13 protein-coding genes, 1 tRNA gene and 1 pseudogene are annotated in these 16,826 nt (G+C 75.3%); 10 read left to right on the top strand and 5 right to left on the bottom strand.

Annotated features, from left to right (window positions below; translation table 11 throughout):
- Positions 1–7: 7 nt before the first annotated feature.
- On the bottom strand, positions 8–928 hold the full coding sequence (locus B8281_RS16930) for a phosphotransferase (RefSeq protein WP_085388334.1): 921 nt from the start codon (positions 926–928) through the stop codon (positions 8–10).
- 120 nt (positions 929–1,048) lie between these two features.
- Between B8281_RS16930 and nudC the strand changes: the two genes are divergently transcribed.
- On the top strand, positions 1,049–2,176 hold the full coding sequence (nudC, locus tag B8281_RS16925) for an NAD(+) diphosphatase (RefSeq protein ID WP_232322608.1): 1,128 nt from the start codon (positions 1,049–1,051) through the stop codon (positions 2,174–2,176).
- A gap of 130 nt (positions 2,177–2,306) precedes the next feature.
- On the opposite strand, the gene B8281_RS16920 is transcribed toward nudC, so the two are convergent.
- Positions 2,307–2,573, bottom strand: a complete 267-nt coding sequence (locus tag B8281_RS16920) for a mycoredoxin (RefSeq protein WP_085388333.1) — start codon at positions 2,571–2,573, stop codon at positions 2,307–2,309.
- A gap of 126 nt (positions 2,574–2,699) precedes the next feature.
- On the opposite strand from B8281_RS16920, the gene B8281_RS16915 reads away from it, so the two are divergent.
- The 3 genes and pseudogenes from B8281_RS16915 to B8281_RS16910 form a co-directional block, all read left to right on the top strand.
- The gene (locus B8281_RS16915; RefSeq protein ID WP_085388332.1) at positions 2,700–4,754 is read left to right on the top strand and encodes an ATP-dependent helicase; all 2,055 of its coding nucleotides are present in this window, start codon (positions 2,700–2,702) and stop codon (positions 4,752–4,754) included.
- Positions 4,755–4,920: 166 nt separating this feature from the next.
- The gene (locus B8281_RS19345) at positions 4,921–5,076 is read left to right on the top strand and encodes a hypothetical protein (protein ID WP_157446666.1); all 156 of its coding nucleotides are present in this window, start codon (positions 4,921–4,923) and stop codon (positions 5,074–5,076) included.
- Positions 5,077–5,326: 250 nt separating this feature from the next.
- Positions 5,327–5,614: pseudogene (locus B8281_RS16910) on the top strand (WhiB family transcriptional regulator); the annotation flags it as partial.
- A 45-nt stretch (positions 5,615–5,659) separates the two neighbouring features.
- Here the strand turns inward: B8281_RS16910 and B8281_RS16905 are convergent.
- Entirely contained in the window at positions 5,660–6,760 is a 1,101-nt protein-coding gene (locus tag B8281_RS16905) for a ThiF family adenylyltransferase (RefSeq protein ID WP_085388331.1), read from the bottom strand.
- A gap of 236 nt (positions 6,761–6,996) precedes the next feature.
- Here B8281_RS16905 and B8281_RS16900 point away from each other — a divergent pair, with 236 nt between their 5' ends.
- Positions 6,997–7,596 (top strand): YgjP-like metallopeptidase domain-containing protein, encoded by a 600-nt coding sequence (locus tag B8281_RS16900; protein ID WP_232322607.1) that lies wholly within the window; start codon positions 6,997–6,999, stop codon positions 7,594–7,596.
- Between the two features lie 13 nt (positions 7,597–7,609).
- Here B8281_RS16900 and B8281_RS16895 read toward each other — a convergent pair whose 3' ends face one another.
- Positions 7,610–9,202, bottom strand: a complete 1,593-nt coding sequence (locus tag B8281_RS16895) for a zinc-dependent metalloprotease (RefSeq protein WP_085388330.1) — start codon at positions 9,200–9,202, stop codon at positions 7,610–7,612.
- Between the two features lie 69 nt (positions 9,203–9,271).
- Here B8281_RS16895 and B8281_RS16890 point away from each other — a divergent pair, with 69 nt between their 5' ends.
- Together B8281_RS16890 and B8281_RS16885 are read left to right on the top strand one after the other, a co-directional pair.
- Positions 9,272–10,384, top strand: a complete 1,113-nt coding sequence (locus B8281_RS16890; RefSeq protein WP_157446665.1) for an NAD-dependent epimerase/dehydratase family protein — start codon at positions 9,272–9,274, stop codon at positions 10,382–10,384.
- Between the two features lie 68 nt (positions 10,385–10,452).
- Positions 10,453–11,562 carry a PDZ domain-containing protein gene (locus B8281_RS16885; RefSeq protein ID WP_061266919.1) on the top strand — a complete coding sequence of 370 codons (1,110 nt, stop codon included), beginning with the start codon at positions 10,453–10,455 and terminating at the stop codon, positions 11,560–11,562.
- 15 nt (positions 11,563–11,577) lie between these two features.
- Here the strand turns inward: B8281_RS16885 and B8281_RS16880 are convergent, their stop codons facing one another.
- The gene (locus B8281_RS16880) at positions 11,578–12,207 is read right to left on the bottom strand and encodes a PPA1309 family protein (protein WP_232322606.1); all 630 of its coding nucleotides are present in this window, start codon (positions 12,205–12,207) and stop codon (positions 11,578–11,580) included.
- Between the two features lie 152 nt (positions 12,208–12,359).
- On the opposite strand from B8281_RS16880, the gene B8281_RS16875 reads away from it, so the two are divergent.
- From B8281_RS16875 to B8281_RS16865, 3 genes are all read left to right on the top strand, one after another.
- On the top strand, positions 12,360–15,419 hold the full coding sequence (locus tag B8281_RS16875; protein WP_085388329.1) for a UPF0182 family protein: 3,060 nt from the start codon (positions 12,360–12,362) through the stop codon (positions 15,417–15,419).
- Positions 15,420–15,551: 132 nt separating this feature from the next.
- A complete protein-coding gene (locus B8281_RS16870) occupies positions 15,552–16,604 on the top strand; it encodes an aldose 1-epimerase (protein WP_085388328.1) in 1,053 nt (350 codons plus the stop codon).
- A 62-nt stretch (positions 16,605–16,666) separates the two neighbouring features.
- A tRNA-Met gene (locus B8281_RS16865) sits at positions 16,667–16,740 on the top strand.
- The last annotated feature ends 86 nt before the right edge of the window (positions 16,741–16,826 follow it).

Here is a 16,826-nt window from a genome sequence, read left to right as displayed (position 1 = left end):
CGACGCCTCAGTCGTCGGCGTCCTGCGTCGCCTCGTCGAGGTCGGCCAGCATGTCGAGGGCGTCGGCGACCACGTCGTCGAGCCCGTTGCGCACGCCGTGCAGGAGCCAGCGCGCGAGCGCGAGCTCGCCGACGAGGAGCGCACGGTCCAGCAGGTGCTTGTCGGTGAGCTCGGTGCGGCGCAGCTGGTACGCCTCCATGATCGAGTCGACGGCCTCGGGCGGTGCCGAGACGAGCAGCCACGCGAGGTCGTCGGCGGGGTCCGCGACGCGCGCGCTCGCCCAGTCCGTCACAGCGACGACGCGTCCGCGGGCAACGAGCACCTGCTCCGGGCCCAGGTCGCCGTGCACGACGACCGGCTGGAACCGCCACAGCGAGACGTCCTCGAGCGCGGTCTCCCAGCGGCGCAGGAGCGTCGGCGGGACCTTGCCCGTGGCCGCGGCCTCGTCGAGCTCCGCCATGCGGCGCGCGCGGTACTCCTCGACCTCGTAGCCCGGCAGGCCGGCGTCGTCGACGATCGTGCGCGGCAGCTCGTGGACCGACGCGAGCACGCGGCCCAGGTCGGCCGCGAGGCCCGGTCCGGGCCGCAGGCTGTCGACGTCGAGCGGCTCGCCCTCGAGCGCCGGGTGCACGACGGCCCGCCCGCCCTCGGGTAGGAGCGCGGTGCCGCTGACGCGCGGCACGGCGAACGACAGCACCCCCGACTCGGCGTAGTGCTGCAACGAGCCCAGCAGCTCCGCCTCGGCCTCGAGCGCGGCGCCGGCCTGGAGGCTGCGGGGTGCGCGCACGGTCCAGCGGGCGCCGTCGGCGTCGGTGACGACGGCGGTGTCGTAGTCGCCCGGGTCCTCGACGGGTCGCGCGCTGCGGGCGTCCAGGCCGGGCACGGCGGCGGTCGCGAGCGCGGCGAGGGTCAACGGAGAGCGAGGCACGCGACCACGGTAGTCGGTCCCCGCACGCGCCCGGTCGACCCACGCCGTCCGACGCCGCACCCCGCCCGGCGGCGCCCGCGCAGGCGGGTGGCCCGGCCGGGGGTGGCCTACGGTCGGGGGGTGAGCACCCCTGCCGCCCGGCCGTCGTCGGGCACGAGCGACCCCGCCGCGGCCCCGGACCGACCCACGACCACGTCGACCGGCACCCCGACCGACACCGGGACCGGCACGGTCCCCGGGCCGGGCGCCCTGCCGCGCACCCCGCTGGACCACCTCCCGCTGCCGCTCGACGGCGCGTTCGTCGACCGCGCGGAGCACCGCCGCGCGGAGCCGGACCTCGTGCGCACGCTGCGGTCGCAGCCGACGACGCGCGTCCTGCTGGTCCACCGCGGCCGGCTCGCGCTCGGCGGCCCGGGCGCGGCGGACGGCGTCGCCCTCCTGGACCCGGCCGAGCTGCGCGACGTCGACCCGGCGACCGACGACGACCAGGGCCGCTGGCTCTTCCTCGGCGAGGGCGACGGCACGGCGTACCTCGCGCTCGTCCTGCCCGACGACGCCGACGCCGAGGAGGTCGACATCGAGGGCGTGGACGCCTCCGAGCCGTTCGCCGTGCTCGCGCGCGAGCGGACGTGGTCGGGGCTGCGGGACCTCGTCGGCGAGGTCGCGGCGCCCGTCGCGGGGCTCGCGACGGAGGCCGTCGCGCTCGCGGCGTGGCACGCGAACCACCCGCGGTGCCCGCGCTGCGGCGGCCGGACGACCGTCGAGAAGGGCGGCTGGACGCGCCGCTGCGTGGCCCAGGGCGTCGAGCTGTACCCGCGCACGGACCCGGCGGTCATCATGACGGTCGTGCACGGCGAGGGGTCCGACGAGCGCCTGCTGCTGGGGCACGCGGCGCACTGGCCGGAGCGGCGGTTCTCGACCCTCGCGGGCTACGTCGAGCCCGGGGAGTCGCTCGAGAACGCGGTGCGGCGGGAGGTCGCGGAGGAGGCGGGCGTCGTCGTCGGCGACGTGGCCTACCGGGGGAGCCAGCCGTGGCCGTTCCCCGCCTCGCTCATGCTCGGGTTCTCGGCGCGCGCGCTGACGACCGAGCTGCACGTGGACGGCGTCGAGCTCACCGACGCGCGCTGGTTCACGCGGGCCGAGCTCGCCGACGCCGTCCGGTCGGGCGAGGTGCTGCTGCCGGGCCGGTCGTCGATCGCGCGGGCGCTCGTCGAGGACTGGTTCGGCGCGCGCCTCGCCGACGACTGACAGCGGCTCAGGGCCGCTCAGAGCGGCGGGCGGCGAGGGGCGGCGCGACGCACCGCCGTCGGACGACCCCTGCTCGGGGACGCGGAAGGGCCCGGTCCGGACGTCCGGACCGGGCCCTCCCACGACCGCGTCAGGCGGCGAGGCGCTTCTTGACCTCCGCGAGGGACGGGTTCGTCGCGGCGGAGCCGTCCGGGAAGACGACGGTCGGCACGGTGCGGTTGCCGTCGTTGACGGACTCCACGAACTCAGCGGTGCCGGGCGTCTCCTCGATGTTGACCTCGGTGTACCCGATGCCCTCGGCGTCGAGCTGCGTCTTGAGGCGGCGGCAGTACCCGCACCAGGTCGTCGAGTACATGACGATCGAACCGGCGTCGGGAAGGGTCGGGGCGGTGCTCATCGAGGGCTCTCCTGCTGCGGTTCCGGGCGGCGCGTGCCGCGGGCGGTCGGGTCGTGACGGTAACACCGAGGGAGCGCGGGCTGTTCCCCGCCCGCGTGTCACCGGGGGCTGCGAGAATCGCGGGTGATGTCCACGCCACCGGTCTCACGCCCGCTCGCCCACCGCTCCGCCGACGAGATCCTCGACGCGCTCGACCCCGACCAGCGCGACGTCGCGGTCGCGCTGCGCGGACCCGTGTGCGTGCTCGCCGGCGCGGGGACGGGCAAGACGCGCGCGATCACGCACCGCATCGCGTACGGGGTCCGCACGGGCGTGTACGTGCCGACGAGCGTGCTCGCCGTGACGTTCACGGCTCGCGCGGCGGGCGAGATGCGCACGCGGCTGCGCGAGCTCGGCGCGACGGGCGTCCAGGCGCGCACGTTCCACGCGGCCGCGCTGCGCCAGCTCGGCTACTTCTGGCCCAAGGTCGTCGGCGGGGCGCCGCCGCGCATCCTCGAGCACAAGGCGCCCGTCGTCGCGGAGTCGGCGCGGCGGCTCGGCGTCGGGGTGGACCGCGTCGCGGTGCGGGACCTGTCGTCCGAGATCGAGTGGGCCAAGGTCTCGCTCGTCACCGCCGACGACTACGTCCGGGCGTGCGAGGCGATCGACCGCGAGCCCCCGGCCGGCTACGACCACCAGACCGTCGCGCGCCTCCTCACGGCCTACGAGGACGTGAAGACCGAGCGGTCGGTCATCGACTTCGAGGACGTGCTCCTCATGCTCGGCGACATGCTCGCGACGCAGGGCACGGTGGCCGACGAGGTGCGGCGCCAGTACCGCCACTTCGTCGTCGACGAGTACCAGGACGTCTCGCCCCTGCAGCAGTTCGTGCTCGACCAGTGGCTCGGGGGGCGCGACGAGCTGTGCGTCGTCGGCGACCCGTCGCAGACGATCTACTCGTTCACCGGCGCGACGCCGCACCACCTCCTCACGTTCTCGCGCACGCACCCCAAGGCCCAGGTGATCCGCCTGGTGCGCGACTACCGCTCGACGCCGCAGGTGGTGAACCTCGCGAACCAGCTCCTCGCGCGCGCGGGCCGCGCGGGCGGCGCCCACCAGGCGCTCGAGCTCGTCGCCCAGCGGCCGGCCGGGCCGCCCGTCGCCTTCACCGCGTACGACGACGACGAGGCCGAGGCGAGCGGGATCGCGCAGCGGATCGGGCGGCTCCTCGCCGCGGGCACGCGCGCGAGCGAGATCGCGGTGCTCTACCGGACCAACGCGCAGTCCGAGGCCTTCGAGTCGGCGCTCGCCGACGCGGGCATCGGCTACCTCGTGCGGGGCGGGGAGCGCTTCTTCCAGCGTAAGGAGGTCCGCGACGCGATCGTCCTGCTGCGCGGGGCGGCCCGCTCCGCCGACCCGGACGTCCCCATGCCGGAGACGGTGCGCGACGTCCTGGCCGCCGCGGGCTGGGCCCCCGCGCCGCCGGCCGCGCGCGGCGCGGCGCGGGAGCGCTGGGAGTCCACGCAGGCTCTCGTCGCGCTCGCCGACGACGTCGCCGGGCTCGCCGCGGCGTCCGACGCCCCGGCCCCGACCGTCGCGACCTTCGTCGCCGAGCTCGACGAGCGCGCCGCGGCCCAGCACGCCCCGACGGTCGAGGGAGTGACCCTGGCGTCGCTGCACGCGGCGAAGGGCCTGGAGTGGGACGCCGTCTTCCTCGCCGGGATGAGCGAGGGGCTCATGCCGATCTCCCTCGCGGAGACAGACGAGGCGGTCGCGGAGGAGCGCCGGCTGCTCTACGTCGGCATCACGCGGGCACGCGAGCACCTCGAGCTCTCGTTCGCGCGCTCGCGCAACCCCGGCGGCCGGGCGACGCGCCGGCGCACGCGGTTCCTCGACGGGCTCTGGCCCGACGAGCCGGGCGTGCGCGGGACGCGACGTGCGCGCGCGGGGCAGTCCAAGGTCCGGCTCACGGGGGAGTACGACCAGGCGCTGTTCGAGGAACTGCGCGAGTGGCGTCGCCAGGTCGCGCAGGAGACGGACAAGCCGGCGTTCACCGTGCTCGTGGACTCGGCGCTCGCGGCCGTCGCCGAGACGCGGCCGACGAGCCAGGCCGACCTCGCACGCATCAACGGTCTGGGGCCCGCGAAGATCGAGCGGTACGGGGCCACGATCCTCGAGATCGTGCGCCGCGCGGAGGGCTGACGAGCCCCCGTCCGTGCCTCTCGACGAGGGCCGGGTGAACTCGTCGAAGAATTTCTCGTAAATAAGTTGTGCCTCCTGTGAGGGGCGGCATATGGTCGACGAGTCCTGTTGGGAAGGGGCGCGCCGAGAGGCGGGCGCCTGATGGAGAGAGGGGGTGGGAGAGCTGATGAACAACCAGATCGCTATGGCGAACCTGCTGGATCACGCGTCCGCGTACACGGGCACGCCAGGAGAGCTCCGTCCGCGTGCCATCGCGCACCGCGGCGGCACCTTCATCGCCCGCCCCGCTCCCGACTCCGCCCCCAGGACGAACCCGGTCTGACCGACCGGAACCTTCCAGGCCGCGGAGTCCCTCTAGGACCCGCGGCCTTCGTGTTCTCCGAGCACGTCCGCCGATGAGGATCACCGGCCCCACCCGTCTCCACGAGACGGGGCCGCTGTCCTCAGGGTCCTGTGACGACGACGTTCACACCCACGACAGGACATCACTGGAGGACATCGTGCGGCTCACCGCGCTGCTCGACAACATCACCGCTCAGGGGGGATCCGGCCCCTGGGTCCCTCACCAACCGCTGGCCACGCCGCTCGGCGAGAACGACTCCGCGGAGTTCGACCGCCTTCTCGCGGGCCTGCTGCCCTGCCGCACCAACGACCCGGAGCTCTGGTTCGCCGAGCGCACCGCCGAGGTCGAGGAGGCCAAGGCCCTGTGCCGCACCTGCCCGCTCGTCGAGGGCTGCCTCGCCGGTGCGGTCGAGCGTCGCGAGCCCTGGGGCGTCTGGGGCGGCGAGGTCTTCGTGGACGGCGTCGTGGTCGCGCGCAAGCGCGGCCGCGGCCGTCCGAGCAAGGCCGAGGTGCTCGCCCGCGAGGCCGAGCGCCAGGCCCAGGAGGCCGCACGGACCGAGGCGTCAGTCGGCGCCTCGACGGCGGCCTGACATGGGCAGCGGCGCCCCGTCCGGGGGCGTGCGCGCCAGCTCGCCGCACCCGCAGCGCGGGTGGCGGCTCGACCCGCGCAGCCGCGGCACGGCATCGGGAGCAGGAATCTCGATGCAGGCCGTGGCTGCGCGGGGCACCAGCCCGTCCAGGGCTGCCAGGACCTGACCGAGCGCGACGGCCGCGGCCGACGCCGCGAGCAGCGTCTCCTCGCTCCGGTGCGCGGACGCCTCGCGCAGCTGTCGAGCGACCTGCGGCCAGCAGGGGTCCACGTCCGCGCGGTGCAGGTCCGCGCACGTCAGGCACGGGTCGAGCCCCGGCCGGACGAACGGCCCGACCACGACGTCGGCCTCGCGCACCACGACAGACAGGTGCGCGACCCCCGCACCCACCAACCTCCGGACCCGGACCGGGTCCGCGGCTCCGTGCTCGACCACGACGACGACGTCGGGCGCGGGGGCCCGCGCCTCCTCCGGCGTGACCGGGGTCGAGGTCGTCACGACGCCCGGAGCGACCTCCTCGACGATCCGCCGCACCGCGCCCTCGCGCGGCGACCCGACGTCCCGCAGCCGGTACGCCCCGCCCCCGACGTCCGTCGCGAGCACCGTGCCCGGGTCGTCGAGCACGAGCACGCCCACCCCCGCGGTCGCGAGGTGGACGGCGAGCGCGGCACCCACCCGGCCGAGCCCGACGATCCCGACCGTCGCCCGGGCGCGCGCCGCGAGGACGCGGTGCCCCGCGCCGTCGGGCAGCAGCGCCGACAGCACCGCGAGGTCCGCCGCGCCGTGGCCCGGGGCGGGCGACGCCGGCCGACGCCGGCGCGCCGCCACGAGGAGGTGCGCCTCGTCGAGCAGGCGGACGAGCGCGGCGCGGCGCGTGCGCTGCGCCGGGGAGCCCGGGACGTCGGGTGCGTCGCCGCGCCGCGCGGGCCCGGCGAGCGCGCGGAGCCAGCGCTCCTCGTCGGCGTCGAGCCCGGTGAGCCGCACCGACCACCGGGGGTCGGAGCCGACCTGCACCTCGCCGGGGCCCCGCCGCAGGAGCGGCGCCTCGGGTCGCAGCACGCGTCGTCGCTGCACGGCTCCTCCGTCCGTTCGTCGTCCGGGCGCCCGACCGGCCGCCCGCCGTCAGCCTGGCACGGCCCCGAGGCGCGCCGACGGTTGTCCACAGGCTCTTCGCGATGGTCCCGCGGGGAGGATTTCTTTGCCGTCGCCACAGGTCTCCACGTCGTCCGCTCGACCGAACGTCGCGGGAGAGCGCGCCACTCCGGGCGTGCCCCTGCCATTTCGTGGCGAGAACCACTACGGTCTGAGGCGTGGTCCGGGAGACGATCGTGGAGGTTCGGCGCAGCCGCCGACGCAAGAGCACGGTGAGCGCCTACCGCGACGGCGAGCGCACGATCGTCGCGATCCCGGCGCGGTTCACGCGCGCGCAGGAGCGCGAGTGGGTCCAGCGCATGCTCGACCGCCTCGCCGACTCCGAGCGTCGGCGGCGGCCGTCGGACGCCGAGCTGGCGCGCCGCGCCGTCGAGCTGTCCGACAAGTACCTGGACGGCCGCGCCCGCCCCACGAGCGTGCGGTGGGCGGGGAACCAGGACCGCCGCTGGGGCTCGTGCACGCTCATCGACGGCACGATCCGCATCTCGACGCGCGTCCGGGGGATGCCGTCCTGGGTCCTCGACTACGTGCTCCTGCACGAGCTCGCGCACCTGCTCCACGCCGGCCACGGCCCGGGGTTCTGGAAGCTCCTCGAGGCCTACCCGCGTACCGAGCGGGCACGAGGATTCCTGGAGGGCGTGTCGTTCTCGCGCGACGCGGACCTCGAGCCGGACGACGCGGACCTCGAGCCGGGCGACGTCGAGGCGGGGGACGGCGCCGCGGAAACCGCGGCACCGCCCGCGGACGCCGGGAACTGACGCCCAGGTCAGGTCAGCGCGGCGCGCCGCCCTGGCCGGTCGCCTCGCCCGTCCCGCCGTCGTCCGTCGGTCCGGCCGCGTCCGGGTCGTCCGCGGACCCGTCGGCGACCGGGGCGTCGTCGTCCGAGCCGTCGGCCGTCGCCTGCGCCGACTCGGTGGTGGGCGATCCCTCCGCGGCGCGGAAGATCTCCTCGAGCGCGCGGTCGACGTCGGCCTCCTCCGCACGGGTCGCGGCGCGCCGGCCCTCGTAGCCGGACGGGTCGTCGAGGTCGGTCCCGTCGGGGAGCAGGTCGGGGTGGTCCCACACCGCGTCGCGCGCACCCGCGCCGGACTGCGCCGCGATGAGCGCCCACAGGGCGGCCGCGTCGCGCGAGCGCCGCGGGCGCAGCTCGAGGCCGACGAGCGTCGCGAACGTGTGCTCCGCGGGCCCGCCCGCCGCCCGACGACGGCGCAGCATCTCGCGCAGCGGGACGGCGTGGGGCAGGTGGGGGAGCGCGGCGACGGCGGTCACCTCGTCGACCCAGCCCTCGACGAGCGCGAGCGTCGTCTCGAGGCGCAGCAGGGTCGCCTGCTGCTCGGGCGTGTTCTGCAGGCCGAAGACGCCGCCCGACAGCGCGCGCTGGAGCGCGTCGGTGTCCGCGAGGTCGACGTCCGCGAGCTGCGACTCGAGCGCGGAGAGGTCGATGGTGATGCCGCGCGCGTAGGCGTCGACGAGCCCGCGCAGGTGCCCGCGCAGCCACGACACGTGCGTGAACAGGCGCGCGTGGGCGGCCTCGCGCAGGGCGAGGAAGAGGCGGACCTCCTCGGCGGGGGCGTCGAGGCCCTCGGCGAACGCCGCGACGTTCGTGGGCAGGAGGACCGTCGCGGGCCGGTCGAGCAGCGGCAGCCCGACGTCGGTCGCGCCGAAGACCTCGCGCGAGAGCGTCCCGGCGGCCTGGCCCACCTGCATGCCGAACACCGCGGAGCCGAGGCGCCGCATGAGCGCGGCCGGGTCGCCCGCGGGCAGCCCGAGCGCACCGGCCGGCACGCCTGGCAGGGTGAACCCGACGCCCGGCAGGGCGGAGGTGTCGTCCCCCATGCCCTCGGGGAGCTGGTCGCGCAGGACCGTGGCGAGCGCGTCCGCGACGGACGCGGCGACCGGGGCGACGAGCTCGTTCCACGCGGGGAGCGTGTGCTCGACCCACTCGGACCGGCTCCACGCCTGGCTCTTCCCGCCCGACGGCGGCAGGTCGGTGACGGCGTCGAGCCAGAGCTCGGCGACGGACAGCGCCTCGGTGACCGCGCGCTGCTGCGCCGGCGAGATCGACGGGTCGCCCTCGGCGACGGCGACCTGGCGCGCGACGTCGTGCGAGACGTCGGTGTTGACCGGGCCGTCGCTCGGCGTCGAGAGCATGCGCTGCACCTGCGCGAGGACGTGCTGGAAGAGCTGCGGGTCGGCCGCGCCGCCCGCGGCGAGCGCCTGCGGGTCGAGCCCGCGGGCACGCAGCTCGCGCAGCGCCTCGTCGGCGTCGGGCCCGAGCATCGAGCGGAGCAGCTCCTCGAACCGCGGGTCGAAGGGCGTGTCGTCGTCCGGTCCGGGCGTGCGGTCGGGGGGAAGGCTGCTCATGGCGACTCCTCACGGTAGCGTCGGTGATCACCGTAACCACGATCGAGCGCCGAGAACGGGGGCTGGGCCATGTCCGAGGGCCGGGTTCGCTCACGGCGCAGCGAGGCGCTCCCCGCGGCGGGCGAGCCCCCGGCCGGTCCGGGGGAGGACCCCACGGCGAGCGCGGTGACCGCCCCGGCGGACGAGGTCGCCGACCCTCACCCGGTGGTGGTCGTCGGCGTCGGGCAGGTCGCGGACGCGGTGCGCGCGGGCCTGGGCGCCGCCGAGGCGTCGCCCGTGGACGCGCTCGTCTGGCCCGCCGGGGCGCGACGGCTCGTCGTGGTCGCTCCCGCGGGGGAGTTCGGGACGCCGCGCGCCCGGACGGACGCGGAGCAGCGCGCGCGCCTCGCGCTCCTGGGCCGTCGTGCGGGGGAGGCGGCGGTCGCGGCCGGGATCGAGCACGTCGTCGCCGTGTCGTCGGCCGCGGTGCACGGCGCGTCGCCCGAGCGGGGCGTGATCGACGACGACGACCCCGTGGCCGCCGACGACGGGCCCGGCTTCGCGGGCGACCTCGTCGCGTTCGAGGACGCGCTGCGCGACGCGCTCGACGGGGTGCCGCTCGCGCTCGTGCGGCCGGCGGTCGTCGTCGGGCCGGGCGTGGACACCGTGCTCACGCGGCACTTCGAGGCCCCGCGCCTGCTCACGGTGCGCGGCGGCGGCCGCACGTGGCAGCTCGTGCACGTCGACGACGTGGTGGGCGCGGTGCGCGTCGCGCTGGACCAGGGTCTCGTCGGCGGACTGACGGCCGGGCCGGTGCGCGACGGCGAGCCCGACGCGCTCGACTCGGAGACGGTGGCCGCGGCGGCCGGGATGCGCACGGTCCAGCTCCCGCCCGCGACGGCGTTCGGCACCGCCGAGCGGCTGCACCGGGTCGGTGCGCTCCCGTCCCCGGCGAACGACCTCGCGTTCGTCGTGCACCCGTGGTCGGTCTCGGCGCGGCGCCTGCACGACGCCGGGTGGCGCCCGGAGTGGTCGGGCGCCGCGGCGCTCGAGGTGCTCCTGGCCGAGGTGCGCGGCCGCACGGGTGTCGGGGGCCGCCGGTTCGGCGGCCGGGACGCCGCGGCGCTCGGCGCGGCCGGGGCGGCCGTCGCGGTCCTGGGCACGGCCGCCGTCTGGCGGCAGGCCCGCTCGCGCCGCCCGTAGGGGCGGCTCCCGGGCGGTGTCCCCGCCGTCGGCAGGGAGATCCCAGCAACCTCGGGGATGATGTCCCGGTGAGCGACGCCCCCTCCTTCGACGCCCTCCTCACCGAGGACGAGCACGACCCGCCGCCCGTGACCCGGCGGTCGCTGACGTTCGGCATCTCCCTGCTCGCGACGACGCTGCTCGTCGCGGGCCTCGCGATCCTGCCCGCGCCGTACGCGGTGCGGTCGCCGGGCCCGACGGAGGACACGCTCGGCCAGCAGGACGGCACGCCCCTCATCTCGATCACGGGCGCCGAGACGTACGACTCGACGGGCGAGCTGCTCCTGACGACCGTGTCCGTCGCCGGCGGCCCGGGCTACCCGGTGAACCTCGGCCAGGTGGTGCAGGGCTGGTTCGACCGGTCGCGCAGCGTGCGCCCGGTCGAGGAGGTCTTCCCGACGGGCCGCACCAAGGAGGAGACCGAGCAGCAGGGCCAGGCCGAGATGATCAGCTCGCAGGAGAACGCGACGGTCGCCGCCCTCACCGAGCTGGGGTACGACGTGCCCGCGACGCTCACGGTCGAGGGGACGGTGCCGGACAGCGGGTCCGACGGCGTCGTCGAGCCGGGCGACGTCATCGTCGCGCTCGACGGCGCGCCCGTGCGGACGTACCAGGACCTCATCGACGGGCTGGCCGCGGTCGACCCGGGCGACGACGTGACGCTGCGCGTGCAGCGCGACGGCGCGGAGACGGACCTCACGGTCGCGACGACCGACGGCGGCGACACCGCGCTGCTCGGTGTGTTCATCGACCCCGCGTTCGACTTCCCCGTCGACGTCGAGATCCAGATCGAGGACATCGGCGGCCCGAGCGCGGGCACGATGTTCGCGCTCGGGATCGTCGACCAGCTCACGCCCGAGGACGAGGCGAACGGCGTCGTCATCGCGGGCACGGGCACCATGAGCGTCGAGGGCGACGTGGGGCCGATCGGCGGCATCCAGCAGAAGCTCTACGGCGCGCTGCGCGACGGCGCGACGTGGTTCCTCGCCCCGCAGGCCAACTGCCCCGAGGTCGTGGGGAACGTGCCCGACGGCCTGCACGTGGCGGCGGTCTCCACGCTCGCCGACGCGCGCGCGGCGATGGAGGCCATCGGCGCGGGCGAGGGCGACTCGCTGCCCACGTGCGAGGCGCGCGGCTGACGACGCCGCGCGCCGTCAGTCCTCGAGCGTCGCGCGCAGCGCCTCGACCAGCCCCGGCACGAGGTCCGGTCCGCCCGCGACGTCCGTCGCCGAGTCGTGGGCGCGCGAGCGGACGGCGCACCACGTGGTGCCGTCGCGCAGCACGCCGACGGCGAGGCGCACGTCCTGCCGGTCAGGGTGGTTCGTGAGGTAGTCGAGCGCGGCGTCCGGGTCGTCGGGGACGCCCTCCTCGGCGGCCGGCGGCAGCACGATCCGCTCGACGACGAGCGCGGCGCCGTCGACCGTCGCCGGCCACGCGACGCGGGCGAGCCCGTCCTCGAGGTCGCCGTCCACGGCGAAGCCCTCCTGCTCGATCGACAGCAGGTGGTGCGGGTCCGCCTCGGCCGCGGCCACGACGTCGGGCGGGAGCCGGTCGGCGAGCGTCGGGTCGGCGCCGAGGGCGCCCGCGGTCCCGACGAGCGCGAACAGCCGGGGCGGGACGTCCCAGCCCGCGTCGGCCGCGTGCGACTCGATCTCGTGCACCGCGAGCGCGAGGGCGTGCTGCGGGGTGGGGCCGCCGGGCGCGACCGGGTCGGGACCGGCGTCGGGTCCGGGCGCGGGGGTGGTGGCGTCGGGACCGGGGGCGGCGTCGTCAGGCTGGGGCATGACCCCATCGTCCCTCATCGGCGCCGCCCCGCGCCGCCGCGGGCCGGGTGCCGGCCGTCCCCCACGAGGCGCCGGACCGTGGGAACCTTGGGGGAGGACCGGGCGTTGACCCCGGTGCACGCCCGAGCCACGACCGAAGAGGTATACCCACCGTGTCATTCGCCGCAGCGCCCCGCCGGCCGTCCTCCGGGGGGCGGCCCGCCCGGCGCCGGAGCCCGATCGGGATCGCGATCGCCGTCGTCGGCGCCCTCGTCGTCCTCCTGCTCCTGCTCGCCCAGTTCTGGACCGAGGTGCTGTGGTTCCAGCAGCTCGACTTCGCGAACGTCCTGTGGACCCAGTGGGGCACGCGCATCGCGCTGTTCGTCGCGGGCTTCCTCGTCATGGGCGGGCTCGTCTTCCTGTCGTTCTCGCTCGCGTACCGGTCGCGGCCCATCTACGCGCCGTCCACCCCCGAGCAGGCGACCCTCGACCAGTACCGCGAGGCGATCGAGCCGCTGCGCAAGGTCGTCATGATCGTGGCCCCGGCGCTCGTCGGCTTCTTCGCCGGCGCGGCGGCGTCCTCGCAGTGGCAGACGGTCCTCCTCGCGCTGAACTCGGTCCCGTTCGGCACGACGGACCCGCAGTGGGGCATCGACCTGTCCTTCTACGTCTTCACGCTGCCCGCCCTCCGGTTCGTCGTGAGCTTCCTCATGGCGGTCGTCATCATCGCGGGCATCGCCGCGGTCGCGACGCACTACCTCTACGGCGGCCTGCGGATCGGCGGCGGCTCCGACGCGGGCCCGCGCACGACGACCGCCGCGCGTGTCCAGCTCTCGGTGATCGCGGCGCTGCTGCTCGTCCTCATCGGCGCGAACTACTGGCTCGACCGGTACTCGATCCTCACGTCGGGCGGCGCGAAGTTCGACGGCGCGTCGTACGCGGACGTGCACGCGGTGATCCCGTCCAAGGCGATCCTCACGGTCGTCGCGCTCTTCGTCGCGGCCCTGTTCGTGGTGACCGCGGTGCGCGGCAACTGGCGCCTGCCCGCCATCGGGGTGGGCCTCATGGTGGTCTCCGCCATCGCGATCGGCGGGATCTACCCGGCCGTCGTCCAGCGCTTCCAGGTCACGCCGAACGCGCAGGACTTCGAGGAGGAGTACATCCAGCGCAACATCGACGCGACGAAGGCTGCCTACGGCATCGACAACGTCGAGACCGAGCAGTACAACGCCAAGACCGAGGCCGAGGCCGGCGCGCTGCGCGAGGACGCGGACACGACGGCGTCGATCCGCCTCCTGGACCCGGAGATCGTCAGCCCGTCGTTCAGCCAGCTCCAGCAGAACAAGCAGTACTACCAGTTCTCGAGCTCGCTGTCGGTGGACCGCTACACGATCGACGACGAGAGCCGCGACACCGTCATCGCCGTGCGCGAGCTCAACCAGGACGGACTCGGCGCCGACCAGCGCAACTGGGTCAACGACCACACCGTCTACACGCACGGCTTCGGCGTCGTGGCGGCGTACGGCAACCAGATCGGCCCCGACGGCCGCCCGGCGTTCTACGAGGGCTCGATCCCGTCGACGGGTGCGTTCACGGACGCCGGCGGCTACGAGCCGCGCATCTACTTCTCGCCCGAGGCGCCCGAGTACTCGATCGTCGGCGCGCCCGAGGGTCGTGAGCCGTGGGAGCTCGACTACCCCGTGGACGACGCGGGCGGCCAGGTCAACAACACGTTCCCCACGGACGAGGTCGCGGCCGGGCCGAGCGTCGGGTCGTTCGTCAACAAGGTGCTCTACGCCCTGAAGTTCGGGTCCGAGCAGATCCTGTTCTCCGACCGCGTGACGGACGAGTCGCAGATCCTCTACGACCGCAGCCCGCGCGACCGCGTCGCGAAGGTCGCGCCGTACCTCACGCTCGACGGGCGCGTGTACCCGGCGGTCGTCGACGGTCGCGTGAAGTGGATCGTGGACGGCTACACGACGTCGAACGCCTACCCGTACTCCACGTCCGAGTCGCTCGAGGACTCGACGCGCGACTCGCTCGTCGCGGCCAACTCGGTCGAGGCGCTCGCCCCGCAGCAGGTGAACTACATCCGCAACTCGGTCAAGGCGACGGTCGACGCGTACGACGGCTCCGTCGACCTCTACGCGTGGGACACGGAGGACCCGGTCCTCCAGGCGTGGTCGAACGTCTTCCCGAGCTCCGTGCAGCCGCTGTCCGAGATCTCGGGCGACCTCATGAGCCACCTGCGCTACCCCGAGGACCTGTTCAAGGTGCAGCGCACGCTCCTCGCGAGCTACCACGTGGACGACGCGAACGAGTTCTTCTCGGGCCAGGACTTCTGGCGCAGCCCGGAGGACCCGACGGCGAGCGGGAACAACAAGCCGCTCCAGCCGCCGTACTACCTCACGCTGCAGATGCCGAGCCAGGAGGCGCCGACCTTCTCGCTCATGTCGACGTACATCCCGGGCGGTGGCTCGGACCGCAACATCCTCACCGGCTTCCTCGCGGTGGACGCGGAACCGGGCAGCGAGGCCGGCGTGCGGTCGGAGGACTACGGCACGCTGCGGCTCCTCGAGCTGCCGCGCAACGCGACGGTGCCCGGACCGGGCCAGGTGCAGAACAACTTCAACACCGACCCCACGGCGGCCGACGGCCTGCTGGCGCTGCGCCGCGGTGACTCGACGGTCATCAACGGCAACCTGCTGACGCTGCCGGTCGGTGGCGGCCTGCTCTACGTCCAGCCGGTGTACGTGCAGTCGACCGAGGGCACGCGGTTCCCGCTGCTGCGCAAGGTGCTCGTCTCCTTCGGTGACGAGATCGGCTTCGCCGACACGCTCGACGAGGCGCTGGACCAGGTGTTCGGCGGCGACTCCGGCGCGAACGCCGGTGACGCGGACGGCGGCGTCGAGACCGAGGTCCCGGACCAGCCGGCCGACGGCGAGTCGCCGGACGCGGGCACGACCGACCCGGGCACGACCGACCCCGGCACCGAGCCCCCGGCGACCGAGGAGCCGGCCCCGCCGGCCGACGGCGGCACGGTCGACGGCGGCGCGCGCGCCGAGCTCGACCAGGCGCTGCGCCAGGCGCAGCAGGCCATCGAGGACGGCCAGGCGGCGCTCGCCGAGGGCGACTTCGCGGCCTACGGCGAGGCGCAGGACCGCTTGCAGCAGGCGCTCGAGTCGGCCCTCGCGGCCGAGCAGGCGCTCGACACCGAGTCGTCGGCGGGCTGACGCACCGGTCGCGCGAGCGACGCAGCGCCACGGACGGGCGGGGACACCAGCGGGTGTCCCCGCCCGTCCGTCGTCTGCGGCCGTCCGGGACGGAGTTGTCATTTCTCGCCCCGGGCGGGAGGATCGCTCCTCGTGACTTCTGCAACGGTTTGCAGCAACGCTTTCAGCGCGGCGAGCGACGAGACCACGACCGTGCCGGCGGTGCGGCTGCACCACACCTCCGGCGCCGAGCTCGTGGTCACGCTGCGTGGCGCCGCCGTCCTCGCGTGGCGCGCCCCCTGGCGCGGCGCCGACGGCGTCAAGCGCGTCGAGGACCTCGTCGACGGGTACGCCGACGAGGCGGAGGTCGCCGCGCACGACGCCGCGCGGTCGGCGCTCATGGCGCCGTTCGTCAACCGCCTCGCGGGCGGGGAGTACGTGTTCGACGGCGTCCGGCACCACGTGCCCCCGGTGCTCCCCTGGGAGCCGCTCACCATGCACGGGTTCGCGCGCACGCTCGACTGGACGGTCGTCGAGGACGCGGGGGAGGGCGGGGTCGCCGCGCGCGACACGGCGGCCGCCGACGGGGCGGAGCGGGAGTCCGTGACGCTCCGGACGGTCGTCCACGCCGACGCGCACGCGGGCTACCCGTTCGCGCTCGTGCTGGAGGTCCGGTACGTCCTCGGCGCCGGCTCCCTCGACGTCACGCTGTGCGCCCGCAACGTCGGGACGACGGCGGCCCCCGTCTCGCTCGGCTGGCACCCCTACCTCCGGGTCCCCGGGCACGGCACGGTCGACGCGTTGGAGCTCACGGTGCCGGCCCGTCGCGCCGTCGTGACCGACGGCGGGATGCTCCCGCTCGCGGGGGAGGCCGCGTTCGGGGCGATCGACGGCGTCGGTCCGCTCCCGCTCGCGGGCACGAGCCTCGACCACGCGTTCGCCGACCTCCGGGCCGACGCCGACGGCCGCGCGCGCACGGTCGTGCGCGACCCCGCCACGGGGCAGGGGCTCGCCGTCTGGCAGGAGCGTGGCCTCGTGCACGTCTACACGGGCGACGGTCTGGCGCGGCGGGGCCGCGCCGCCATCGCGGTCGAGCCGGTGGAGACCCTGACCGACGCGTTCAACCGTCCCGACTGCGCCGCCGACGTGCGGCTCGAGCCGGGGGCTGTCCGCGAGTTCGGCTTCGGGGTCGAGGTCCTGGCGTGACCCACGTCTCGTCCACCCGATTTGGCCTGGTCCGGAACCTCACGTAGAGTAGTGATCACCGACGCGGGGTGGAGCAGCTCGGTAGCTCGCTGGGCTCATAACCCAGAGGTCGCAGGTTCAAATCCTGCCCCCGCTACTCCTGAGAGGCCCTCGGTCAGCAGAAATGCTGACCGAGGGCCTCTCGCTTTGTCCCGTGCGCGGCGGGTGTCCTCGTGCTGTGAC

This window comes from Cellulosimicrobium sp. TH-20 (assembly GCF_002105775.1).
GTDB classification, from domain to species: Bacteria; Actinomycetota; Actinomycetes; order Actinomycetales; family Cellulomonadaceae; genus Cellulosimicrobium; species Cellulosimicrobium funkei.
The sequence above is the reverse complement of the archived record's forward strand: the minus strand, read 5'-3'. Positions and strand labels throughout refer to the sequence as shown.

What these genes read in the sequence shown, in the direction of transcription:
- B8281_RS16920 (WP_085388333.1), bottom strand. Translation starts at nt 2,573, where the DNA reads ATGAGCACCGCCCCGACCCTTCCCGACGCCGGTTCGATCGTCATGTAC.
- B8281_RS16915 (WP_085388332.1), top strand. Translation starts at nt 2,700, where the DNA reads ATGTCCACGCCACCGGTCTCACGCCCGCTCGCCCACCGCTCCGCCGAC.
- B8281_RS19345 (WP_157446666.1), top strand. Translation starts at nt 4,921, where the DNA reads ATGAACAACCAGATCGCTATGGCGAACCTGCTGGATCACGCGTCCGCG.
- B8281_RS16895 (WP_085388330.1), bottom strand. Translation starts at nt 9,202, where the DNA reads ATGAGCAGCCTTCCCCCCGACCGCACGCCCGGACCGGACGACGACACG.
- B8281_RS16890 (WP_157446665.1), top strand. Translation starts at nt 9,272, where the DNA reads ATGTCCGAGGGCCGGGTTCGCTCACGGCGCAGCGAGGCGCTCCCCGCG.
- B8281_RS16880 (WP_232322606.1), bottom strand. Translation starts at nt 12,207, where the DNA reads ATGCCCCAGCCTGACGACGCCGCCCCCGGTCCCGACGCCACCACCCCC.